Below are 23,246 nucleotides of genomic sequence, written 5' to 3'. Positions count from 1 at the left end.
GAACAATGTCGCGAACGGAGATCAATCGTTCCGGCGAAATGGAAGTGTTCGTCAGGATCGTCGAGCAAGGAGGATTCTCGGCTGCGGCGCGCGCCTGCCGCATGACGCCGTCGGCGGTGAGCAAGCTTGTCGCCCGGCTCGAGGCGAGGCTCGGCACGCGCCTCGTCAATCGTTCGACCCGCGCCTTCCAGCTCACCCCGGAGGGCTGCGCCTTCTATGAGCGGGCAACGCGCATCCTCGCCGACATCGAGGAGGCCGAGCGTGCCGCAGGTGCGGGCGAGCAGCCGGTCGGGCGCATCCGGCTCAACACCAGCGCGTCTTACGCGACCCATATCCTGGCACCCATCCTGCCGGAATTCCTGGACCGCTATCCCGAGATCACGCTCGATCTCGTGCAGACCGACATGATCGTCGACCTGCTCGCAGAGCGGACCGACGTCGCCGTGCGTGCTGGCCCGATGCGGAGCTCCAGCCTCGTCGCCCGCAAGCTCGGGGAGACGAGAATGGTGGTCGTCGCGTCACCGGCCTATCTCGCACGTTTCGGCATGCCGCAGGGGATCGGAGACCTCGACCGGCACAACCGGCTCGGCTTCGGCTATGTGCGGACGGTCGACGGCTGGCCGATGCTGAAGGACGGTGAGACCGTCATCGTTCCAGCGGTCGGTCGCATCCAGGCGAGCGACGGCGAGGCCCTGCGTCGGCTCGCACTCGAAGGCAACGGGCTTGCACGGCTTGCAGAATTCACGGTGCGCGAGGACATAGCCCAGGGTCGGCTTGTGCCGGTGCTGGAGGATCTCAATCCCGGTGACCGGGAGGCCTTTCACGCCATCCACATCGGCCAGGGCGGGCCCCTCCCCTCGCGCGTGCGCGCCCTCCTCGACTTTCTCGCGGAACGGGGAAGGATTTCGTAGGCGGTTCGGCTGGCCGCAATGTCTGTTTATTCAAGCCCGACGGCCCGCAGGATCGTCGCGAGATCCCGCTTCATGCTCCCCGACATGACGAAGTCGCCGCGGAGTGCCTTCAGCGCGTAACGCTCCCTCTCGATCTCGGCCGCGGTCCGGAAACCGAGCCGCCTCAGGACCGGAAGGGGCGGACACCAGCCGTGGACCGCGTGCTGGAGGAGGAAGGCCGCAACCAGCGCCGAGAACCCGTAGAAGCGGCGGTCCACCCGGGACCCGAGCACCAGCCCCAGGAGCGAGAATGTCGCGGCGTTCGCTTCGAGCACCCGTTCGACGTCCCATTCCTCGTCGAGGGTCTTGAGGCGCGCGTCGATATATTGCGGCATGTTGGCGAAGAAGCGTATCCGCTCGCGCAGTTCGTCGTCGATCCTGCGGTTGATCTCCGGAGCGGTCCTTTCGCGGACGCGGCTTGCCGTGGCGGTCATGGATAGCCTCCTGCGGAAGACGGTTGCGGGACCAAACATCCGCCGCCGGCCTTTGTTCCGCCGCCGCGCCCTCGCGACCGTGCCGCGGAACGGATCACGGCCGGCGAAACAGCGCCATCGAGCGTGCGAGAATCACCCGCGTCTGTCCTTCCTTCGTAGTCTCCCGGGTCTGGCCGTCGCTGGTGGCGAGTTCGAGCACCCACCCGGCGCCGCCGGTCTTCGGCAGCCGGCACTGAAGGTCGCGGTTCTCCGGATTGAAGATCAGCAGGATATCGCTCCAGACACCTGCCGGCTGTTCGCGATCGGGCCGGTGCAGCCGGAGGGTCAGGGCATTGCCACCGAGCCAGTGCTCGGGACGCTGCGGTCCGCCCTTGTGGTTGAACCAGTCGATCAGCAAGCCGTCGCGCCAGTTTGCACGGCGCAGGAGCGGCTGAGCACGGCGAAGAGCAATCACTCTCCGGGCGAACTCGCGCAGCTGGTGACAGCCTTCCGGCAGGTTCTCCCAATGCAGCCAGCTTACCTCGTTGTCCTGGCAATAGGCGTTGTTGTTGCCCATCTGGGAGCGGCCGAACTCGTCGCCGGCCACCAGCATCGGCGTGCCGTGGGAGAAGAACAGTGTGGCGAGGAAGTTCCGCCGCTGCCGCTCGCGAACCGCGTTGATTGCCGGGTCGCCGGTCGGGCCCTCGGCGCCGTAATTGTGGCTGCGGTTATGATTGTGGCCGTCGTTGTTGCCTTCCTGGTTGGCCTCGTTGTGCTTGTGGTCGTAGGAGACCAGATCGTTGAGCGTGAAGCCGTCATGGGCGGTGATGAAATTGACGCTCGTCCACGGGCGGCGACCGGAGAAGTCGAAGATATCGCCGGAGCCGAGGAGGCGTGCTGCAAAGTCGGGGGCGCAATTGTCCGCGTCGAGCCAGTAGTCGCGGCAGGAATCGCGATACTTGTCGTTCCATTCCGCCCAGCCCGGCGGAAAGCCGCCGACCTGGTAGCCGCCCGGCCCGATGTCCCACGGTTCGCCGATGAGCTTTCTCGTTGCAAGCACGGGGTCCTGGGTGACGGCGTCGAAGAAGCCGCCGCGCCGGTCGAAGCCCTGCGGCTCGCGCCCGAGGATGGTGCCGAGATCGAAACGGAAACCGTCGACCTCGAATTCCTCGGCCCAGTAGCGAAGGGAATCCATCACCATCTGCAGCACCCGCGGGTGGGATGTATTCACCGTGTTGCCGGTGCCGGTGTCGTTGACGTAGTAGCGGTGGGAGTCCGCCATGGTGCGATAGTAGGCGAAATTGTCGATGCCCTTCATGGAGAGCGTCGGACCGAGTTCGTTGCCCTCGGCGGTGTGGTTGTAGACCACGTCGAGGATGACCTCGATGCCGGCGTCATGGAAGGCGCGGATCATCGCCTTCAGACCGTCTGCGCCCCGCGGCCCGAAATAACGGGCGGCGGGCGCGAAGAACCCTATGGTGTTGTAGCCCCAGTAGTTGTGCAGCCCCTTGTCGAGCAGGTGGTTGTCGTCGAAGAAGGCCTGGATCGGCATCAGTTCGACGGATGTCACGCCGAGGCTGCGGATATAATCGACCGACGCAGGGTGCCCGAGTCCGTCGAACGTGCCCCGTAACTCCTCCGGAATGGCCGGATTGAGCTTGGTGAAGCCGCGGACATGGGTCTCGTAGACGATGGTATCGGCCCACGGCACCCGGAAATCCCGGCGCCCGGCCTCTCCCTTCCGACCCCGACCGAGCACCCGGCATTTCGGCACGAAGGCGGCATTGTCGAGGGTGCTGAAAGAAAGGTCCTTCTCCGGACTGTCGATGTCATAGCCGAAATTGGCCTTCGAGGGCCTGATCTCGCCCACGAGTTCGCGGGCATAGGGATCGAGAAGCAGCTTGTTCGGATTGAACCGGTGACCGTTCTCCGGATCATAGGGCCCGTGCACCCGGAAGCCGTAGAGTGCGCCCGGCTTAATGCCGGGCACATAGCCGTGCCAGACTTCGTTGGTGTATTCCGGGAGCGGTAGCCGGGCGACCTCCAGCTGGCCGGTTTCGTCGAAGAGGCAGAGCTCCACTTTCTCCGCATGGGACGAGAAGAGCGCGAAGTTCGTCCCCTCGCCGTCGGAGGTGGCGCCGAGGGCGTGCCCGTAGCCGGCGACGATCTCGAGGCCGGCGCTGCGATTGTCCATGGATATCCCCTTGTGCGGATCGAGACCGCACCTCAATTCTCCGGCCTTCGCTTTTGTTCCCGCCGCGTCAATCGCGGTCGCCGAGAAAGAGCGCCGTCGAAAGATAGCCGAGGCTGAACGGTGCTCCGAAGGCGTAAAGCAACAGAACGACGCCGAGGGGATCGGTCGTGAAGTCGCCGCCGGGCAACATACCTGCCCGCAAGACAACGAACACACCCACGGCGACGCCGATCAGGAAGCCGGTTGCAAGATTGACGAGGACGAATGGGATCAAACGCTGCATTGGCGTGTCTCCTCAGGGCGACAACGGCTGGAACGGGCAAGGGTTCCCCAGGCCAGCAGCAGGGCATCACCAGCCTCGACCAGATCCGCTTCGCGATCCTCGAGGCGAGCGGCTGGATCAGCGTCATTCCGAAAAAATGAGGGGCGACAACGGAAATATCGGTGCGGTCATATGCCGAGCGCGTCGCGCAGGGCGAGCCCTTCGGGTGTGCGGAAGTCGATGTCGGCCTCGATATGGTCGATGTGGTGCAGCATCAGATGCGCCGCCTTCTCCCCGTCGCGCCGTTCCAGGGCATCGAGGATGTCCGCATGTTCGTTGTGCCCACAGCTCGAAACGCCGGTGCGTCCGTAAAGGGCGATGACCAGAGAGGAGCGCGCGATCAGTTCCTCCATGAAGCGCCTGAGGATCTGGTTGCCGGAAATCGACGCGACCATCAGATGGAAGTCTCCGGAGGCCTTGATCTCCGCCCGGCGGGCGGCGGGGCCACGCTCGTTCATATGGGCGGTTTCGTTCTCAAGATGCCGGCGGAAATGCTCGACATCCGCGGGCGTAATGCGCGCTGCGGCGGCGATTGCGATCCCCGGTTCGATGAGCCGGCGCGAGGCGAAGACCTGCCGGGCCTCTTCCGGCGACGGGCTGGAGACGAAAGCGCCGCGGTTACGCTCCATCTTCACCAGCCCCTCGAACGCGAGCATCTGCAACGCGGCCCGTGCGACCGTCCGGCTCGCGTCGAACAATGCGCCGACCTCGCTCTCGGTCAGCTTGGTGCCGGGGGCGAGGCGCCTGTCGACGATGGCGCTCCTCAGCGACTCCCGGATCGCCGCCGACCGGTCGTCCGGGGCACTCTCCGTCGTGCCCGCCTTTTCCGTCGCATCCATGACCTGTGCCCCACTTCGCATTTCGCCCCAGACTAGCCGATCCCGTGATGAATGCAAAGACGGTGCGAGATTGTGTACAATCTGCCCATAAGATCGCCACCAGCCGTCCAGAATCTGTGCACGGCGGACCTGCCGCGGTTCGAAGCGCGACAGTCGTCGCGGAATAGTCATTCCGTTTCAATCGGTTGATGCCTAATGACCGGAACTGGCACGGGCGATGCATGCTCTTCTGCGGACCTGGAGAGGGCGCGCATGAGCAAAGCCGCAGACATAGACATCGCATCGATCACCAAGATCTACGGCACCACGACCGCCGTAGATGCCGTCAGCCTGAAGATCCGCGCCGGCACCTATTGCTGCCTCCTCGGCCCGTCGGGCTGCGGCAAGACTTCGACGCTCAGGATGATCGCCGGCCACGAGACGGTCAGCAGCGGCGACATCCTGCTCGGGACCACGATGGTGACCGACCTGCCGCCCGCCCGGCGCGGGACGGCGATGATGTTCCAGTCTTATGCGCTCTTTCCCCATCTCGATCTCGTCGACAACGTCGCCTTCAGCCTCAAGATGAAGGGCATGGGGCGGGAGGAGCGTCGTGCCAAGGCGCTCGAGATGCTGACGCTCATGCAGCTCGAACCCTATGCGACGCGACGGCCGGCGCAGCTCTCGGGCGGCCAGCAGCAGCGCGTGGCGCTTGCCCGCGCGCTGATTACCGATCCGGCGGTGCTGCTCCTCGATGAGCCGCTCTCGGCGCTGGACCCCTTCCTCAAGGTGCGCATGCGCGCGGAACTGAAGAAGCTGCAGACCTCGCTCGGCATCACCTTCGTCCACGTCACCCACAGCCAGGAGGAGGCGATGGCGCTCGCCGACCTGATCGTGGTGATGAACGAAGGCAGGATCGAGCAGGCCGCGCCGCCGCGCACCGTCTTCGAGCAGCCCGCGACTGCCTTCGTCGCCCGCTTCATGGGCGATCACAACGTGATTTCCGGCCGCGTCCTCGCATCGGATGCGTCGGGGCAGACGATCGAGGTACCGAACGGCGGCCGCTTCCACGCAAATGGACCGGCGGCAGACACCGGCGCGCCGGCCGACATCGCTGTCCGCACCGACCGTATCCGCCTCGGCGATCCGATCGCGGAGGGCTACGGCTTCCAGGGGATCGTCGGCAACATCGAATATCTCGGCGCGACCGTACGGCTTTCGATCACCGGGGCCGGCCTCGACGAATTCACCGTGGTGGCGCGGGATACCGATTTCTTCACCCGCCAGCCGAAGATCGGCGAGGCCGTTCCGCTCTCCTGGGACCCGGGCGACGTGATCGTCCTCGGCCGCCCGCAACACCGCAATCCCTGAGCAACCAAGAAGAACCACAGAGGAGAACTGCGCATGACCGAGACCAATACGAAGAAGACGGGCATCACCCGCCGCAACCTGCTCAAGACCGCCTCCGCGGCTGCCGGCCTCGCCGCCGGCTCCGGCGCCATCACCGGCTTCCCGACGATCTGGGCACAGAACCCGATCACGCTGCGCCAGTTCGGCACGGGCGTGTCGAACATCAATGCCATCGCCGAGAAGTGCAAGGCCGACCTCGGCATCACGCTCGAAATGACGGCGACTGACAGCGACGCCGCCGCCCAGCGCGCCGTCACCCAGCCGAACTCCTACGACATCGCCGACATCGAATACTGGATCCTGAAGAAGGTCTACCCGACCGGCGTGATCCAGCCGATGGAGACGAAGAAGCTCAAATACTACGACAAGGTCGTGCCGCTCTTCAAAACCGGCAAGCTCCTGCCCGACAGCGTGATCGCGCAAGGAACCGCGCCGCACACCGTCGGCTATGTCGAAAGCAAGGACGCCAAGACCTTTGCCAAGGGCGAAACCGAATTCTTCACGATGATGCCGACGATCTACAATGCCGATACGCTCGGCATCCGTCCGGACCTCGTCGGCCGCGAGATCACCACCTGGGCCGACATCATGGACCCGGCCTTCAAGGGCAAGACCTCGATCCTCAACATCCCGTCGATCGGCATCATGGACGCGGCGATGATCTGCGAAGCCATGGGCAAGATCAAGTATGTCGACAAGGGCAACATGACCAAGGAAGAGATCGACAAGACGATCGACTTCCTGATCGAAGCCAAGCAGGCGGGCCAGTTCCGCGCCTTCTGGAAATCGTTCGACGAGTCCGTCAACCTGATGGCATCGGGCGAAGTCGTCATCCAGTCGATGTGGTCGCCGGCCGTGGCCGCCGTCCGCTCGAAGGGCATCGCCTGCAAGTATCAGCCGCTCAAGGAAGGCTACCGCTCGTGGGGCGGCGGTCTCGGCCTCGCCTCGCACCTTTCGGGCGCGCAGCTCGACGCGGCCTACGAATACATCAACTGGTACACGTCCGGCTGGGTCGGCGGCTATCTCAACCGCCAGGGCTACTATTCCGCCTGCATGGAGACCGCCAAGGAATTCATGTCGGCCGACGAATGGGGCTACTGGATCGAGGGCAAGCCGGCGGCAGGCGACATTCTCTCCCCTGAAGGCAAGGTCATGGAAAAGGCCGGCGCTGTGCGCGACGGCGGTTCCTTCGAGGAACGCATGGGCAAGGTCGCCTGCTGGAACTCGGTGATGGACGAGGACCGCTACATGGTCCGCCGCTGGAACGAGTTCATCGCGGCCTAAAGGGAACACCCCTCCCCAACCCCTCCCCACAAGGGGGAGGGGCTTTGACCTCCGCCGCCCCGTTGAGGAGCAGGCGAAAGGTCTCAGCACGGTCTCTCCCCCCTTGTGGGGGAGATGGCCGGCAGGCCAGAGGGGGCATTCAATGCGGCTAACCGAGGGTGCGAGAACCATGACCACAGTGCGATTCCTGGGCGTCGGCGAGGACCGACCCAAGCGCTCCATCCGCTTGCCGGGCTGGCTCGCCTCCTATCTGCAGGCCGCGCCGCTCGCGCTCATCCTCGGCGCCTTCCTTCTCGTTCCGATCGTCATGATCGGCGTCGTCAGCTTCTGGGACTACGACTTCGCCCAGATGTATCCGGATTTCGTCACCTTCAATTATTCGGAAACGCTCGGTTCCTGGGTGACCTGGAAGACCTATCTCAACACGATCAAGTTCGCGGCGATCGTCTGGGCGATCACGCTCTTCATCGGATTCTGGGTCGCCTATTTCCTCGCCTTCCACATCCGCAGCGCCGCAATGCAGACCGTGCTCTTCCTTGTCTGCACGGTACCGTTCCTCACCTCGAACATCATCCGCATGATCTCGTGGATCCCGGTTCTCGGACGCAACGGCCTCATCAACAGTGCCCTCGTTTCCTCCGGAATCGTGGCCGAACCGGTGGAATGGCTTCTCTATTCCGACTTCGCGGTCGTGCTCGCCATGGTCCATCTGTACACGCTGTTCATGGTGACGCCGATCTTCAACACCATGATGCGTATCGACCGCTCCCTCCTGGAGGCGGCGCGTGACGCCGGCGCATCCGGCTGGCAGACGCTGGCAAACGTGGTCATCCCGCTCGCGAAACCCGGCATGGCGATCGGCACGATCTTCGTCGTCACGCTGGTGATGGCCGATTTCTCGACGGTGCAGGTGATGTCCGGCGGCCAGAGCGCCTCGGTCGCGCTGATGATGAAGAACCAGATGTCGCTGCTGCAGTATCCGGCGGCGGCGGCGAACGCCGTCGTGCTGCTCGTCCTCGTCCTCCTGATGGTCGCAGCCATCCTGCGCGTCGTCGACATCCGCAAGGAGCTCTGACATGTACCGGGAAAAGCGTTCGCGCGAATTCTACCTCCTCGCCGCCTTCTTCGGGCTCTTCGTGCTGTTCCTCTACGGTCCGCTCTCGGCGATCCTCATCCTCTCGTTCCAGGGTCCGAACGGCGGCCTCACCTTCCCGCTGAACGGCGTGTCGCTGCACTGGTTCGCCAATCTCTTCGAGCAGCAGGCCGTCGGCGATTTCGGCGGTTCCTTCCGCCGCTCCTTCGCGCTCGGCCTGATGGTGATGGTGGTCACCGTCCTCGTGTCGCTGCTTGCGGGGCTCGCCTTCCGCCGCCGCTTCGTCGGGGCGTCGGCGCTCTTCTATCTTTCCGTCGCAAGCCTCGTCGTCCCCTCGATCATCATCTCGCTCGGGATCGGCGTGCTCTTCAGCCAGCTCGGATTGCAGCCGGCCTGGTATTCGTCCGCCTTCGGCGCGCACCTCACCTGGACGCTTCCCTTCGGCGTCCTGATCATGTTCGCCGTCTTCAACCGCTTCTCGCCCGCTTACGAGGAGGCCGCCCGCGACCTCGGGGCAAACGCCTGGCAGACCTTCCGCCATGTCGTGCTGCCGATGATCGCGCCCTCCCTCGTCGGCATCGGCCTCTTCGGTTTCAGCCTTTCCTATGACGAGTTCGCTCGCTCTCTGATGACGTCCGGCACCTACAACACGCTGCCGCTCGAGATCTACGGCATGACCACCAACGTCACCACGCCTGTCCTCTACGCGCTCGGCACGGTGACCACCCTCTTCTCGTTCCTCGTGATCGGCGGGACGCTGGCGCTGATCTCCTTCATCAATCGCCGTCGTCGCGACGGTTGAGGTTGCCCGTTCATGCGCATCGCCGTCATCAATCCGAACACCACCGCCAGCATGACCGCGACCATCGGCGATGCCGCCCGTCGGGTCGCCAATCCCTCGACCGTCATCGATGCGATCACGTCATCGATGGGGCCGGCCTCGATCGAGGGCTATTATGACGAGGCGCTCGCGGTGCCGGGGCTGCTCGTCGAAATCGCCAGGGCGGAGAAACAGGGCGCCGCGGCTGCGATCATCGCCTGTTTCGACGATACCGGCCTCGACGCCGCCCGCGCGCTCGCTTCCATTCCGGTCATCGGGATCTGCGAGGCGGCGTTGGCGGCCACCAGCTTCATCGCCCAGCGCTTCTCCGTCGTCACGACCATGGAACGCTCGCGCCTGCCGGTCGAGCACCTCGTGCGTCGCTACGGCATGGCGGGGCGCTGCACGGTGCGCGCTGCTGACATTCCCGTCCTCTCGCTCGAAGACCCGCAATCGAACGCCCGCGACCGTCTGCGCAGCGAAATCGCTGCGGCGCTGAAGGACGACCGGGCGGAGGCGATCGTGCTCGGCTGTGCCGGCATGGCCGATCTCGCCCTCGATCTCCGGCGCGAATTTTCCGTACCCGTGGTCGACGGCGTCGCCGCCGCCGTCAAGCAGGCCGAGGCGCTGGTGGCCATGGGCTTGTCCACGGCCAAGCGAAGCGCTTATGCTCGGCCGGTCGACAAGCGATATGACGGGGCGATGGAGGCCTTCGCGCCGTCAGCCATGGGGGTGTGATGGAGCAGCCGAAGCCGGAAATCCGCGTACTCGACGGAACCGGGGTCGAACGCCTCATCGGCTGGGCGAAAGACGAAGGCTGGAACCCCGGACTTGCCGACGCCGCGGCCTTCCGCGTGGCCGACCCCGACGGCTTCCTCGGCTGCTTTCTCGGCGACGAACTCATCGCCGGCATATCTGCCGTCGCCTACGGCCAGGACTTCGGTTTCATCGGGCTCTACATCTGCCACCCCGATCATCGCGGCAGAGGCTACGGCAAGCTGGTCTGGGATGCCGGCTTGACCCGACTCGGCGACCGCACGATCGGGCTCGACGGGGTCCCGGCACAGCAGGCGAACTATGCCCGCATGGGCTTCGTCGCGACCTATGACACGCTGCGCTGGAGCGGGCGCCCCACGCATCCGCAAGCGGGCGGGAATATCGTCGCCGTGACGCCGGAGCTTGTTCCCCAGATCCTCGCCTATGACCGCCCCCACTTTCCAGCCGAACGGGACGGCTTCTTGCGAGCATGGCTGGATGAGCCCCGCCACGCCCGCGCGGTGCTAAGGGACGGAAGCGTACACGGCTACGCTGTCGTCCGGGAGTGTCACGAGGGTTTCAAGATCGGGCCGCTCTTCGCCGACGGCCTCGAAGACGCCAAGGCGCTGGTCGCGGCTTGCGCGGCGGCGTCGGGCGGCGGCACGCTCCATATCGACGTCCCCGTCGGCCAGGAAGCCTTTGCCGAACATCTCTGGGCACTCGGTTTTTCGGAAGGGTTCGCCACCAAGCGGATGTACCGGGGTCCCGCGCCGAGGCTTGCGATGGACGGCATCTATGGGACGACGACGCTCGAACTCGGCTGACCGGCGGTAAGGCCGGTCGGAAGTTCCAGCGTCACGGTGGTCCCCACGCCCACCCTGGACTCGATCTTCGCGTCGCCGCCGCTCTGGCGGACGAAGCCGTAGACCATGGCGAGTCCCAGACCGGCTCCGCCGTCTTCGCTTCGCGTGGTGAAATACGGTTCGAAGGCCTTGTCGACGGCTTCCGGCGACATGCCGACGCCGGTGTCCTTCACCGATACGGAAACGACGTCGCCATCCGTCCGCGCCCCGACCTCGATGGTGCCGCCTTCCGGCATCGCCGCAGCGGCATTCAGGCAGAGATTGAGGACCGACTGCTCGAAGAGCGCCGGGTCGACGTCGATCGTCGGAAGGTCGCTCGCCAGGTCGAGCCGGATATGACATTTCGGGCCGACGGCGATCTCCAGGATGTCGGCCATGCCGCGCAGAAGAGCCGAAAGATCGACCGCGCTCGGGCTGATCGGATGCTGGCTGCCGACCGACAGCATGCTCGCGGCAAGTGCCCGGCCACGATCGGCCGCCTTCCGGATCCGGGCAATGTGACGTTTCTGGCGGTCGTTGAACCCCTGCTCCCGTTCCAGGAGTCCGAGACTGCCGGTAATGATTCCGATCATGTTGCCGACTTCGTGGCTCACCTGATGGGTCATGCGCATGATCCCGTCGAGGCGCTGGGCCTTGGCGGCTTCCGCCTCCTGGCGGTCCGTTTCGGTCACGTCGCGGGCCAGCAGCACAATGCCGCCGTCCGGCTGGCGAGACAACGAGATCTCGATGACCCGCCCCGCGACCGGACGATGACGCAGCACGGCGCGCTCCGCGAGTGTGCCGGCATCGTCCGCCTGCGGCAGAAGAGCGGGGTCGACCTCCGGGATATGTTCGACGAACCGGCGCAATGGAAACTTGCGCGCGGAGCCCGATTGCCCGACGAGTTCGATCACGCGGCGGTTCATCGTGATCGGCCGCCCCGCCGCATCGAAGAGCGCGATGCCTTCGTTCATGTTGCGGAACGTCGATCGGATGGTTCGCGCGGCGGCCTCGGCGGTGCGCCGCAAGCGCGAAACGCGATCGACGCTCTCCTTGAAGGCCCGGAAGGCGACCAGCAACCGCACCAGCTCCGTCTCGTCGCCGTCATAGTCCGGCAGCCCGACATCGCTTTCACCCTTGGCGAGGGCGTTCATGCCGTGCGAGAGCGCGACGATGCCGCGCGAGACGCGCATGACGGAGCGGATCGAAACCACCGCGACGACGAGAACCAGGAGCGAGGCCACGGCGACGATCACCAGCAGGCGGCTCAGCGCCGCCGACGTCGCCGCCAGATCCTCGTTGAGGCTGCGGGTTATCGCCTCGCTCTGGGTTTCCGTCGCGTGGGAGAGCTGGCGGGAGACGGAATGGAGGCGGGTCACAGCTCCCCGGATCGCGAACATTTCGAGCAGATAGCGTGTCTGCGCGTCGAACACGCGCTCGTAGGGGGCGAGATCCCTGGCCGCGACGGCGACCGGAGGTGCTGCGGTTTCCGCGACGTAGCGGCGCAGTAGCTCCCCCAGCTGGAAGAGGCTGTCCGAATTGGATGCCGCCTGAACGATCCCGTTGAGGCGTCGCCGCAGGCCAGGGTCGACGATGATTTGTCCGGTTGCGATTTCCCCGAGTGCTGCCGCCGCATCTGCCTTGTGCCTCTGGGCGGCTTCGGCGTCGTCCACCAGGTGCACGGTCTGCGTGCGGATCGTCTGCAGAAGCACCAGGACCTCCCGGCTCGCGAAACTCTTCTGCGCGTTCTCGCGCGACTGGCTCTCTATGGTCCTCAACAGATTGTCGACCTGGATCACCACAGCGCGGCTCTCGCTGGAGACGCGATACGGCGATGTCGCATTCATGAGGAACGGCGCGCTTGAGACGAGGTCGGACACCTGCCGCGAGACGAGGGAAGCCTTGGCGAGACCGGAAAATGCCTGAAGCCCGTAGGCCGCCATCTCGTCGCGTGCCTTCTGAAGGCCGTAGATCGCCGTAACCGCCAGGCTGAGCGCCAGGCAGCAGATGAACAGAATGGCAAAGGGCAGTCGGAATGCGATGGAGGACAGGAACGGACGACTGATCACAGCACCGGCTCGGCATCGTCGGTGTGGAGGACATAGCCCTTGCCCCGGCGCGTCTGGATATGACGCGGCAGATCCGGGTTGCGTTCGATCTTGCGCCGCAGCCGCAGGATCAGCACGTCGACGTTGCGGTCGATGTAGCGATCGCTCTCCGCCCCGAGGCGATCGAGGATCTGGGCGCGGCTCACCGGCACGTTCGGACGCTCCGCCAGGATCTCGAGCAGCGCAAATTCCGCCGTCGTCAGCGTGCGGCTGCGGTCGACGAGGCAGACCGCGTGGCGGCCCTTGAGGTCGACCGCCCAGTCGCCGAGGCGGAGCGACGATGACGGCTGCTGCTCGCGGTCGCCTTCCCTTTCCTGTTTCAGCGACGGGACGGTCCGTCGAAGCACCGCCTTGATGCGGGCGGTGAGTTCGATCGGCTCGAAAGGCTTGACGACGTAGTCGTCCGCGGCGGTTTCGAGCCCGAGCACGCGGTCGGTCGCACTTCCCGCGGCCGTCACCATAACGATGCCCATGCTGGTCTGCGCGCGCAGGCGCTGGGCGAAGGCGCGCCCGGAGGTGCCCGGCAGATTGTGATCGACCAGAACGAGATGAACGGTCCCGTGCTCCAGCAGCCTGGCCGCCTCCTCCGCCGAGCCTGCGGTGACCGGCTGCCAGCCTTCGGCCTCGACGAGATCGGAGATGAGCTCCGCCATGTCCGGATCGTCCTCGACGATCAGAATCCTCACCTTCTCCTGTAGCATGCGTCAGTCCTCCCGGCGCCATCATAGGCGGACGGAGAGCAATGTTCAAAGGATCGCTGGTTATGGTCGCCCGTCACATTTGTAATTTTTGTAATGCCTGCAACACCCTTCGGCACTGCGGCGAAACATCGGTAACCATTCTCAAATTGCAGCTTGCGCCGGATCTGGCATGCTGTCTTCCAGGATCGGAACGGGGAGGTTCCGGGGAGGAACGTCAAGGTGCAAACAATCGCCGTCATCAGTCTGGGAATGGCCCTTTGGCTCTGCTCCATGCAGCCGGGCGCGGCGGCGACCCTCAACGTCCTCTGCGGCGTCGACGAGAGCTGGTGTTCGGTGATGAAGGCTGCCTTCCAGGCGAAGACCGGCACCGAGATCACGATGGTGCGCAAGAGCACCGGCGAAATCCTCGACCAGGTCCGCGCCGAACGCGACCGGCCGACGGTGGACGTCTGGTGGGGCGGCACCGGCGACACACATTTGCAGGCCGCGTCCGAAGACCTTCTTCTTGCCTACACTTCGTCCGAGGAGCGGGATCTCCTGCCATGGGCGCAGAATTTCAATGCCATGTCCGGCGGCCGCTCGGCCGGCGTCTATGCCGGGGCGCTGGGTTTTGCCTACAATTCCGAGCTTCTGGCCCGGTACAAGATGCCGGCCCCGACCTGCTGGAGAGACCTCACGAACGAGGCCTATCGCGGACTGATTCAGTCGGGCAATCCGAACTCTTCGGGAACGGCGTTCACGACCCTTGCGACCTTCGTTCAGCTCTTCGGCGAGGAGGAAGCATTCCGCTTCATGGCGACGCTCGACCGCAATGTCGCCGACTACACCAAGGCCGGCGCGGCGCCGGTCAAGGCGGCCGCCCGCGGCGAGACCCTGATCGGGATATCGTTCATGCATGATGCGGTGACGCTCAAGGAAGCCGGGTCGCCGCTGGTGATCGTCGCACCCTGCGAGGGAACGGGCTACGAGATCGGCGCCGTCAGCATCGTCAAAGGCGCCCACAACCTCGACGCGGCGCGCGCCTTCGTCGATTTCGCCCTCAGTCCCGAGGGTCAAGCGACGGGGATTGCGGCCGGCCAGAACCAGGTTCCGTCGAACGCGAAGGCGGCCCTGCCCGCGACGGCACCCGATATCTCGATGATCAAGATGGTGGACTACGACTTCGCCACCTTCGGCTCCCCGGACGAGCGAAGTCGGCTATTGAGACGCTTCGACACGGACATACTCGCCGTCCACTGACGGCCCGCAGAAACCCAGACCCGATCCAAGTTCCAAGAAACGGACCGCGACAGCGCGGCACCGATGGGCCCGGCCGTGCCCGCAAGGATCACGGCTCCGTCCCGAACATAAGTCAGACGCAACGCAACAGGAGGAAAGCCATGCGACTGAAATCCCTCTCGATCCTGCTCTTCGCCGGCACCGCACTCGGTGCCGTCGAGGCCCGTGCTGCAGGCGAACTCAATCTCATCTGCTCGGCCGATGTCGTCATCTGCGAACAGATGAAGGGTGACTTCGAAAAGAGCCACGACATCAAGGTGAACATGGTCCGCCTGTCGTCGGGCGAAACCTATGCCAAGATCCGCGCCGAGGCCCGCAACCCGAAGACCGACATCTGGTGGGCCGGCACGGGTGACCCGCACCTGCAGGCGGCTTCCGAGAACCTGACGCTCGAATACAGGTCCCCGGCGCTCGACCAGCTGCAGGACTGGGCGCAGAAGCAGGCGGAAAGCTCGGGCTACCGCACCGTCGGCGTCTATGCCGGCGCGCTCGGCTGGGGCTATAATTCCGAGATCTTCAAGACGAAGGGCTACAAGGAACCGGCCTGCTGGGCCGATCTGCTCGCGCCGGAGATGAAGGGCGAAATCCAGATCGCCAATCCGAACTCGTCCGGCACCGCCTACACGGCGCTCGCCACCCTCGTGCAGATCATGGGCGAGGACCAGGCCTTCGACTACCTGAAGAAGCTCAACGCCAACGTCTCGCAGTACACCAAGTCCGGCTCGGCACCGGTCAAGGCCGCCGCGCGCGGAGAAACCGGCATCGGCATCGTCTTCATGCATGATGCGGTCGCCCAGGCGGTGGAAGGCTTCCCGGTCAAGGTCACGGCCCCATGTGAGGGCACCGGCTACGAGATCGGCTCGATGTCGATCGTCAAGGGCGCGCGCAATCTCGACAACGCCAAGGTCTGGTACGACTGGGCTCTTTCGCCTGAAGTCCAGTCGCGGATGAAGGATGCGAAGTCCTTCCAGCTGCCGTCCAACAAGACCGCCGAGGTCCCTGAGCAGGCGCCGAAGTTCGAGAACATCAAGCTCATCGACTACGACTTCAAGACCTATGGCGACTCGGCCAAGCGCAAAGCGCTGCTGGAGCGCTGGGATCGCGAGATCGGCGCGGTCGCCAACTGACGAGACGACTTGCCGCATCCGGAAGAACACTCGCCCGGATGCGGCCCATTCCCGAAATTATCCAACGTGACGAGAGCGAGGTTCGCCGTGACGAATGGCAATCGCAAACTGGACATCGTCCTTGCGCTGGGGGCAGCGGCGCTGACGCTCGTGCCCTGGTACCGGATCGAAGGCGGCTTCTTCGGCTTCGGCTGGATCGCCGACTTTCCCTCCACCGCCGCGACGGCTCCGGGGCTGCTGCAGATAACGAACCACGGCAAGATCTGGCTCATCGGCGTGGTGCTGTTCCTCGCCCTCGCAGGCCTCGGCCGCAGCCTCCGCGATCCGGCACTGCGTGGCCGCGGCTTGGTTCTCGCCGGGGCCCTCGGGCTCCTGTTTCTCTCGCTTCAGGGCCTTGCGATCGGCTTCACCGGCTGGACCTGGACGATCAGCGAGAACCTGTTCGGCATGCTTGCAGACGGCCAGCCCTCCATGGGTGCCGGCGCCATCCTGATGTCGATGGTCTTCGTGCTTCTTGTCGCCTTCGGCCTCGCCGAACGGGGGGCGATGAAGGGCGACGCCTTCATCGTCGGCTCCATCGCCATGCTCGTCTTTCTGGTGACCGTCTTCGTCTTCTATCCGATCGGCAGCATGTTTGTCGGCGCGGTGCAGGATTTCGACGGCTCCTTCAATCCCGACAGTTTCATTCGCAACGCCCAGGATCCGGGTATCTGGAGCCTCGGCTGCGTGTCCGGCGGCGAACGTTGCGGTGTCGCCTGGCGCACCCTACTCCTCGCGATCATGACGGCGCTCGGCTCGACCCTGCTCGGGCTCGCCTTCGCGCTTCTGTCGACCCGCACGCGCTTTCCCTACAAGAAGGGATTGAGGCTGCTGACCGTCCTGCCGATCATCACACCGCCTTTCGTCATCGGGCTGGCCCTGACGCTGCTCTTCGGACGCGCCGGCGTCGTCACCGAAGCAATATCCGGCCTCATCGGTCTTGAGCCCGGCCGGTGGCTCTACGGTCTGACCGGCATCTGGATCGCACAGGTTCTCTCGTTCACGCCGATCTCCTTCCTGGTACTGATCGGCGTCGTCGAAGGCGTCAGCCCTTCGATGGAGGAAGCCTCGCAAACCTTGCGCGCCGACCGCTGGCGGACGTTCGTTCGCGTGTCGCTGCCGCTGATGAAACCCGGCCTCGCCAACGCCTTCCTGATCGGCTTCATCGAGAGCATGGCCGATTTCGGCAACCCGCTAGTGCTGGGGGGAAGCCATGGCGTACTGTCGACGGAGATCTTCTTCGCGGTCGTCGGATCACAAAACGATCCATCCCGCGCCGCCGTGCTCGCAATCGTACTCCTCTGCTTCACGCTTTCCGCATTCCTCGCGCAGCGCCTTTGGCTCTCCGGCAAGAATTTCGCGACCGTCACCGGCAAGGGCGACAACGGCGTTCACATCGCCCTGCCGCGCGGCCTCTCCGTCGCCGTGCACGCGGTGGCGATCCCGTGGATGATCTTTACGGTGGTCGTCTACGGCATGATCCTGTTCGGCGGTTTCGTGAAGACCTGGGGCCTCGACAATTCGCTGACCTTCGACCACTACGCGCGGGCCTTCTCGATCGGCTTCGAGAACGGCGGAATCGCCTGGACCGGCGTCGCGTGGAACTCCTTCTGGACGACGATGGAGATCGCGCTCGTCTCGGCGCCGCTCACCGCCGCGGTCGGGCTGCTCACGGCCTATATCATCGTTCGACAAAAATTCGCCGGCCGGAACCTCTTCGAATTTGCGCTGATGATGAGCTTCGCGATTCCGGGCACGGTGATCGGCGTCAGCTACATCATGGCCTTCAACCTCCCGCCGGTGGAAATGACGGGTACGGCGCTCATCCTGATCGCCTGTTTCGTCTTCCGCAACATGCCGGTCGGCGTGCGCGGCGGCATCGCGGCAATGAGCCAGCTCGACAAGAGCCTGGATGAGGCGTCGCTGACACTGAGAGCAGACAGCTTCCGCACCATCCGCAAGGTGATCCTGCCGCTGATGAGGCCGGCGATCAACGCCGCGCTCGTCTATTCGTTCGTGCGGGCAATCACCTCGATCAGCGCCGTCATCTTTCTCGTCAGCGCCCAGTACAACATGGCGACGTCCTACATCGTCGGCCTCGTTGAAAACGGCGAATACGGTGTGGCCATCGCCTATTCCTCGATGCTGATCGTCGTGATGCTCGCCGTCATCACAGGTTTCCAGTTCCTCGTCGGAGAGCGCCGCCTGCGCCGCGAAAATCGTGTCGCGGGCGGCCCCCGCACTCCCTCTGTCGCCATCGGTCAGGAGAAAACCGCATGACCAGCCACAAGCCCGGCTCCGTCGTCTTCGAAAACGTTCGCAAGTGCTTCGGCGCCTTTACCGCAGTTCCCGATCTTTCGCTCACCATCGAGCCCGGTACGCTGGTGACCCTGCTCGGCCCTTCCGGCTGCGGCAAGACGACGACTTTGCGCATGCTGGCCGGCCTCGAGCACCCGACCTCCGGCCGCATCCTGATCGGCGGCAAGGACGTCACCATGCTGCCGGCGAACGCCCGCGACGTGTCGATGGTGTTCCAGTCCTATGCCCTCTTTCCGCACATGACCGCCCTCGACAACGTCGCCTATGGTCTCGAGTCCTCCCGCCTCGGCAAGAAGGTCGCGCGGGAGAAGGCGGAGCACGGACTGGAGCTCGTCGGACTTGCCGGAATGGGCGGGCGCCTGCCGGCCGAACTCTCCGGCGGCCAGCAGCAACGCGTCGCCGTCGCGCGCGCACTGGTGCTGGAGCCGCAGGTGCTGCTTCTCGACGAGCCGCTTTCCAACCTCGACGCGCGCCTGCGCCGCAAGGTGCGCACCGATATCCGCGACCTTCAGCAGCGGCTGGGCTTTACCGCCGTCTACGTGACCCACGACCAGGACGAGGCGCTCGCCGTGTCTGACCGGATCATCGTCATGAAGGATGGGGAGATCGCCCAGTCCGGCGCACCACGCGAGCTCTACGAGGCGCCCGCCTCGCCCTTCATCGCGGATTTCATGGGCGAAGCGAACGTCGTTGCCTGCGAGGTTCTCTCCGTCGATGCCGGCCGCGCACTCGTGAAGGTCGGCGGACTCGAACACCACCTGCCGGGAAACAGTGCGAGGCCCGGAGCCGCGAAGCTCGCGGTCCGGCCGGGTGCGATCCGTCTCGGCGATGGTGACGAGCCCGGGCTGAAGGGCCGGGTGCTGCACTCGGCCTATCTCGGCGACCACATCGAATATGAGATCGAAACAGACGTCGGCGCCTTCTTCGTCGTCGACCATTCCGTCGAGCGCAGTTTCGCTCCTGCCGCCGACGTCACACTGGCTTTCAAGAACCGTGGCATTGCACTGATCACGGCCTGACATCTCCACCCGAAGGAAAGAAGCATGAGCATGCAAGATACCGATATCGATCAACGGTTTTCGCTGGCGCGGTCCATAGCTGAGGAGGCCGGCAGGCTTGCCCTCGACTATTTCGAGAACCGCGGTAGTCTCGTGATCGAGACGAAGCGCGATCTCCAGGACGTCGTCTCCATCGCCGACCGCAATGTCGAGACGCTGATCCGGGACCGGGTGGCGGCGACCTTCCCACGGGATGGCTTCCTCGGTGAGGAATTCGGCCACGTCGAAGGGTCCTCCGGCTTCACCTGGGTCGTCGACCCGATCGACGGAACGGCGCCTTTCGTCAACGGCATGCCGACCTGGTGCGTCTCGATCGCCGTCCTTCGCGGTGGCGTCCCGGTCGTCGGCGTCGTGCACGTACCCTGCGACGACGAACTCTATGCCGCAGCGGCCGGCCGCGGAGCAAGCCTCAACGGCAAGCCGCTCACGCTCGATCCCACCCGCACGATCCAGAACGCGATGACCGGCATCGGCTGTAATACCTATGTGGCTCCCGAACGGGTCGGACAGATCATCGCCGGCCTGCTCGGCATCGGCGGCAACTTCATCCGCAACGGATCCGGCGCCCTCATGCTCGCCTATGTCGCCGCGGGCCGCCTCGTCGGCTACTACGAGCCCTTCATGCGCGCCTGGGACTGCATGGCGGGCTACTGCCTCGTGAAGGAAGCCGGCGGCGACTATCTGCCCTTCCCCGTCGAAGGCGAAGCCCTGCTGGGGGGGCATCCGGTCCTGGCGAGCAATCTCTCCGCCTATTCTGAACTGCTGGCACTCCATCAGGGCTGATCGCGGCCCGAAGCCCGGCCGACGCCGAAGAATGATACAGCCCCGCGACCCGGTCGCGGGGCTTTTTGCCGTGCCTGATCGCGTGGGACCGCTGCGGCGGCTACCTTCCCCGCGGTGTCATCCCCTGAAAATGGAACAGGAATTCCAGGCACTCCCGGCACCCATCACGCTCCTTTCCACGATTCTCCGGATTCTTTGCCGCAGTCCCCCATTCGCCCGTTGACGGCCTCCGCAAAAAATGGAATAAATTATCTGCATTTTGACGCGCACGGTCTGTTTATTCCGTTTTGCACATCGCGTGGGGAGCGCGGGCCGAATGCACAGGGCCGGAAAATCCGGCTTCCGGCAGGAACAAGGTGCAGCCGGGCACCACTGAGGAGGAAAGAAATGAAGAAGTACATTCTTGGCGCTGCGCTGTCCGTCCTGATGGGTACGGCCGCCCACGCGGAAACCATCGGCGTCTCCATGGCGCTGTTCGACGACAACTTCCTGACCGTCCTGCGCAACGGCATGTCCGACTACGCCAAGACGCTCGACGGCGTGACCCTGCAGATCGAAGACGCCCAGAACGACGTCGCCAAGCAGCAGAGCCAGATCCAGAACTTCATCGCCGCCGGCGTCGACGCGATCATCGTCAACCCGGTCGATACCGACGCCACCGCCGCGATGTCGAAGATCGCCGCCGATGCCGGTGTTGCGCTCGTCTACGTCAACCGCGAGCCGGTCAACGTCAACGAACTCCCGGAAAAGCAGGCCTTCGTCGCCTCGAACGAAGCCGAGTCCGGCACGCTCGAAACCAAGGAAGTCTGCCGTCTGCTCGGCGGCAAGGGCAAGGCCGTGGTGATGATGGGCGAGCTCTCCAACCAGGCCGCCCGCATGCGGACCCAGGACGTGAAGGACGTCGTCGCGACCGACGAGTGCAAGGGAATCGAGATCGTCGAAGAGCAGACGGCCAACTGGTCGCGTACCCAGGGCGCCGACCTCGTGACCAACTGGCTTTCCGCCGGTCTCGAGTTCAATGCCGTCATCGCCAATAACGACGAAATGGCGATCGGCGCGATCCAGGCGCTCAAGGCCGCCGGCAAGGACATGAAGGACTACGTGGTCGCCGGTGTCGACGCCACGCAGGACGCGCTCGCAGCCATGGAAGCCGGCGACCTCGACGTCACCGTATTCCAGAACGCCGCCGGCCAGGGCAAGGGCTCGGTCGATGCCGCCCTCAAGCTCGCCAAGGGTGAAGCAGTCGAGAAGAAGGTCTATATTCCCTTCGAGCTCGTCACCCCGGAAAACCTCAAGGACTATCAGGCGAAGAACTGATCTCGCCAGCGAGACTCCGGGAATGCGGGTTCGCCCGCATTCCCGATACTTTGGGAGGAGAAGTCGCGATGGTCAGTCCGTCCACCATGGCCGCCGTCCGCAAGAGCGGTGCCGTTCCGAACGCCGAATATCTTCTGGTCGCCGAAGGTGTGCGCAAGGAATTCCCGGGTGTCGTCGCCCTGGACGACGTGTCCTTCCGCCTGAAACGCGGCAGCGTGCATGCGCTGATGGGCGAAAACGGCGCCGGCAAGTCGACGCTCATGAAGATCCTCGCCGGCATCTACCAGCCCGACCAGGGAACGGTGCGGCTGAAAGGTGCCGAAATCGAGCTCAATTCGCCGCTCGACGCACTGGAAAACGGCATCGCCATGATCCATCAGGAACTGAACCTGATGTCCTACATGACGGTTGCGGAGAATATCTGGATCCGCCGCGAGCCGCTGAACCGCTTCGGCTTCATCGACCATGCCGAGATGCACCGCCGGACGGCGGCACTCTTCGACCGCCTCAACATATCGATCCATCCGGAGACGCCGGTCGGCGAGCTTTCCGTCGCCAACCGCCAGATGGTCGAGATCGCCAAGGCGGTCTCCTATGAATCCGACGTCCTCATCATGGACGAGCCGACCTCCGCGCTGACCGAGCGCGAAGTGGAGCACCTCTTCCGGATCATCCGCGACCTGCGCGCGCAAGGCATCGGCATCGTCTACATCACCCACAAGATGAACGAGCTCTTCGAGATCGCCGACGAGTTCTCCGTCTTCCGTGACGGCAAGTATATCGGCACGCACGCATCGACCGACGTCACCCGCGACGACATCATCCGCATGATGGTCGGCCGCGAGATCACCCAGATGTTCCCGAAGGAAGACGTTCCGCTCGGCGAGGTCGTGCTGTCGGTCAAGAACCTGACGCTCGACGGCGTGTTCAAGGACGTTTCCTTCGACGTGCGCGCCGGCGAGATTCTCGGCGTCGCCGGCCTCGTCGGCTCGGGCCGGTCGAATGTCGCCGAGACGCTCTTCGGCGTGACGCCCGCCTCCTCCGGCGAGATCGCGATCGACGGCAAGCACGTCGCGATCGACAGCCCTACGGAAGCAATCCGCCACCGCATGGCGTTCCTGACCGAAGACCGCAAGGATACCGGCTGCCTGCTGATCCTCAGCGTGCTCGAAAACATGCAGCTCGCGGTCCTCCAGGACCGCTATGTCCGGAACGGCTTTGTCCAGCAGGCCGAGCTTTCGGCCGATTGCGAAGAGATGTGCCGCAAGCTCAGAGTCAAGACCCCGAGCCTCGATGAGCGCATCGAAAATCTTTCAGGCGGCAACCAACAGAAAGTGCTGATCGGCCGCTGGATGCTGACCGATCCACGCATCCTGATCCTCGACGAGCCGACCCGCGGGATCGACGTCGGCGCCAAGGCCGAGATCCATCGCTTGGTCACCGAGATGACCCGGAAGGGCGTCGCGGTCATCATGATTTCATCGGAAATGCCCGAGGTTCTCGGCATGAGCGACCGCATCATGGTGATGCACGAGGGACGCGTCACCGGCTTCCTCGACCGGGCGGAAGCCACACAGATCAAGGTCATGGACCTGGCGTCGCGCTGACGCCGTT

The 23,246-nt window shown here is 64.7% G+C and carries 21 protein-coding genes; 15 read left to right on the top strand and 6 right to left on the bottom strand.

What is annotated here, in order from left to right; translation table 11 throughout:
* The first annotated feature begins 5 nt into the window (after window positions 1-5).
* Window positions 6-911: a LysR family transcriptional regulator gene (locus EUU22_RS25035; protein ID WP_129334670.1), complete on the top strand. Its 906-nt coding sequence runs from the start codon at window positions 6-8 to the stop codon at window positions 909-911.
* A gap of 26 nt (window positions 912-937) precedes the next feature.
* Here EUU22_RS25035 and EUU22_RS25030 read toward each other — a convergent pair whose 3' ends face one another.
* From EUU22_RS25030 to EUU22_RS25020, 3 genes are all read right to left on the bottom strand, one after another.
* Window positions 938-1,384 (bottom strand): hypothetical protein, encoded by a 447-nt coding sequence (locus tag EUU22_RS25030; protein WP_205687978.1) that lies wholly within the window; start codon window positions 1,382-1,384, stop codon window positions 938-940.
* Window positions 1,385-1,478: 94 nt separating this feature from the next.
* On the bottom strand, window positions 1,479-3,557 hold the full coding sequence (glgX, locus tag EUU22_RS25025) for a glycogen debranching protein GlgX (protein WP_129334668.1): 2,079 nt from the start codon (window positions 3,555-3,557) through the stop codon (window positions 1,479-1,481).
* A 67-nt stretch (window positions 3,558-3,624) separates the two neighbouring features.
* Complete coding sequence (locus EUU22_RS25020; protein ID WP_129334667.1) at window positions 3,625-3,840, bottom strand: hypothetical protein; 216 nt, start codon at window positions 3,838-3,840, stop codon at window positions 3,625-3,627.
* On the opposite strand from EUU22_RS25020, the gene EUU22_RS25445 reads away from it, so the two are divergent.
* The gene (locus tag EUU22_RS25445) at window positions 3,840-3,980 is read left to right on the top strand and encodes a DUF421 domain-containing protein (RefSeq protein ID WP_165351306.1); all 141 of its coding nucleotides are present in this window, start codon (window positions 3,840-3,842) and stop codon (window positions 3,978-3,980) included. The two genes, EUU22_RS25020 and EUU22_RS25445, sit on opposite strands and share 1 nt — an antisense overlap.
* Before the next feature lie 27 nt (window positions 3,981-4,007).
* Here the strand turns inward: EUU22_RS25445 and EUU22_RS25015 are convergent, their stop codons facing one another.
* Window positions 4,008-4,718, bottom strand: coding sequence for a GntR family transcriptional regulator (locus EUU22_RS25015; RefSeq protein ID WP_129334666.1), 711 nt, complete (start codon window positions 4,716-4,718; stop codon window positions 4,008-4,010).
* A gap of 252 nt (window positions 4,719-4,970) precedes the next feature.
* On the opposite strand from EUU22_RS25015, the gene EUU22_RS25010 reads away from it, so the two are divergent.
* The 6 genes from EUU22_RS25010 (at window position 4,971) to EUU22_RS24985 (ending at window position 10,884) form a co-directional block, all read left to right on the top strand.
* Window positions 4,971-6,068 (top strand): ABC transporter ATP-binding protein, encoded by a 1,098-nt coding sequence (locus EUU22_RS25010; RefSeq protein ID WP_129334665.1) that lies wholly within the window; start codon window positions 4,971-4,973, stop codon window positions 6,066-6,068.
* 33 nt (window positions 6,069-6,101) lie between these two features.
* Window positions 6,102-7,391 (top strand): ABC transporter substrate-binding protein, encoded by a 1,290-nt coding sequence (locus EUU22_RS25005; protein ID WP_129334664.1) that lies wholly within the window; start codon window positions 6,102-6,104, stop codon window positions 7,389-7,391.
* A 169-nt stretch (window positions 7,392-7,560) separates the two neighbouring features.
* Window positions 7,561-8,466: an ABC transporter permease gene (locus EUU22_RS25000; RefSeq protein ID WP_129334663.1), complete on the top strand. Its 906-nt coding sequence runs from the start codon at window positions 7,561-7,563 to the stop codon at window positions 8,464-8,466.
* A gap of 1 nt (window position 8,467) precedes the next feature.
* Entirely contained in the window at window positions 8,468-9,286 is an 819-nt protein-coding gene (locus tag EUU22_RS24995; RefSeq protein ID WP_129334662.1) for an ABC transporter permease, read from the top strand.
* Window positions 9,287-9,298: 12 nt separating this feature from the next.
* The gene (locus EUU22_RS24990; RefSeq protein ID WP_129334661.1) at window positions 9,299-10,042 is read left to right on the top strand and encodes an aspartate/glutamate racemase family protein; all 744 of its coding nucleotides are present in this window, start codon (window positions 9,299-9,301) and stop codon (window positions 10,040-10,042) included.
* Entirely contained in the window at window positions 10,042-10,884 is an 843-nt protein-coding gene (locus EUU22_RS24985) for a GNAT family N-acetyltransferase (protein ID WP_129334660.1), read from the top strand. The genes EUU22_RS24990 and EUU22_RS24985 overlap by 1 nt, the downstream gene beginning before the upstream one ends.
* Here EUU22_RS24985 and EUU22_RS24980 read toward each other — a convergent pair.
* The gene (locus EUU22_RS24980) at window positions 10,854-12,971 is read right to left on the bottom strand and encodes an ATP-binding protein (protein WP_129334659.1); all 2,118 of its coding nucleotides are present in this window, start codon (window positions 12,969-12,971) and stop codon (window positions 10,854-10,856) included. The two genes, EUU22_RS24985 and EUU22_RS24980, sit on opposite strands and share 31 nt — an antisense overlap.
* Window positions 12,968-13,711 carry a response regulator transcription factor gene (locus EUU22_RS24975; RefSeq protein ID WP_129334658.1) on the bottom strand — a complete coding sequence of 248 codons (744 nt, stop codon included), beginning with the start codon at window positions 13,709-13,711 and terminating at the stop codon, window positions 12,968-12,970. Before EUU22_RS24975 ends, EUU22_RS24980 begins: the two co-directional genes overlap by 4 nt.
* 249 nt (window positions 13,712-13,960) lie before the next feature.
* Here EUU22_RS24975 and EUU22_RS24970 point away from each other — a divergent pair, with 249 nt between their 5' ends.
* From EUU22_RS24970 to EUU22_RS24940, 7 genes are all read left to right on the top strand, one after another.
* Window positions 13,961-14,950 (top strand): ABC transporter substrate-binding protein, encoded by a 990-nt coding sequence (locus EUU22_RS24970; RefSeq protein WP_129334680.1) that lies wholly within the window; start codon window positions 13,961-13,963, stop codon window positions 14,948-14,950.
* 140 nt (window positions 14,951-15,090) lie between these two features.
* Window positions 15,091-16,116: an ABC transporter substrate-binding protein gene (locus EUU22_RS24965; RefSeq protein ID WP_129334657.1), complete on the top strand. Its 1,026-nt coding sequence runs from the start codon at window positions 15,091-15,093 to the stop codon at window positions 16,114-16,116.
* 87 nt (window positions 16,117-16,203) lie between these two features.
* Window positions 16,204-18,435: an ABC transporter permease gene (locus EUU22_RS24960; RefSeq protein ID WP_129334679.1), complete on the top strand. Its 2,232-nt coding sequence runs from the start codon at window positions 16,204-16,206 to the stop codon at window positions 18,433-18,435.
* Window positions 18,432-19,493, top strand: coding sequence for an ABC transporter ATP-binding protein (locus EUU22_RS24955; protein WP_129334656.1), 1,062 nt, complete (start codon window positions 18,432-18,434; stop codon window positions 19,491-19,493). The genes EUU22_RS24960 and EUU22_RS24955 overlap by 4 nt, the downstream gene beginning before the upstream one ends.
* Window positions 19,494-19,517: 24 nt before the next feature.
* Complete coding sequence (locus EUU22_RS24950) at window positions 19,518-20,315, top strand: inositol monophosphatase family protein (RefSeq protein WP_129334655.1); 798 nt, start codon at window positions 19,518-19,520, stop codon at window positions 20,313-20,315.
* Between the two features lie 387 nt (window positions 20,316-20,702).
* Window positions 20,703-21,632, top strand: a complete 930-nt coding sequence (locus tag EUU22_RS24945) for a sugar ABC transporter substrate-binding protein (protein WP_129334654.1) — start codon at window positions 20,703-20,705, stop codon at window positions 21,630-21,632.
* A gap of 68 nt (window positions 21,633-21,700) precedes the next feature.
* Complete coding sequence (locus tag EUU22_RS24940) at window positions 21,701-23,239, top strand: sugar ABC transporter ATP-binding protein (RefSeq protein ID WP_129334653.1); 1,539 nt, start codon at window positions 21,701-21,703, stop codon at window positions 23,237-23,239.
* The last annotated feature ends 7 nt before the right edge of the window (window positions 23,240-23,246 follow it).

This window comes from Ciceribacter ferrooxidans (assembly GCF_004137355.1).
Classification (GTDB): domain Bacteria; phylum Pseudomonadota; class Alphaproteobacteria; order Rhizobiales; family Rhizobiaceae; genus Allorhizobium; species Allorhizobium ferrooxidans.
The sequence above is the reverse complement of the archived record's forward strand: the minus strand, read 5'-3'. Positions and strand labels throughout refer to the sequence as shown.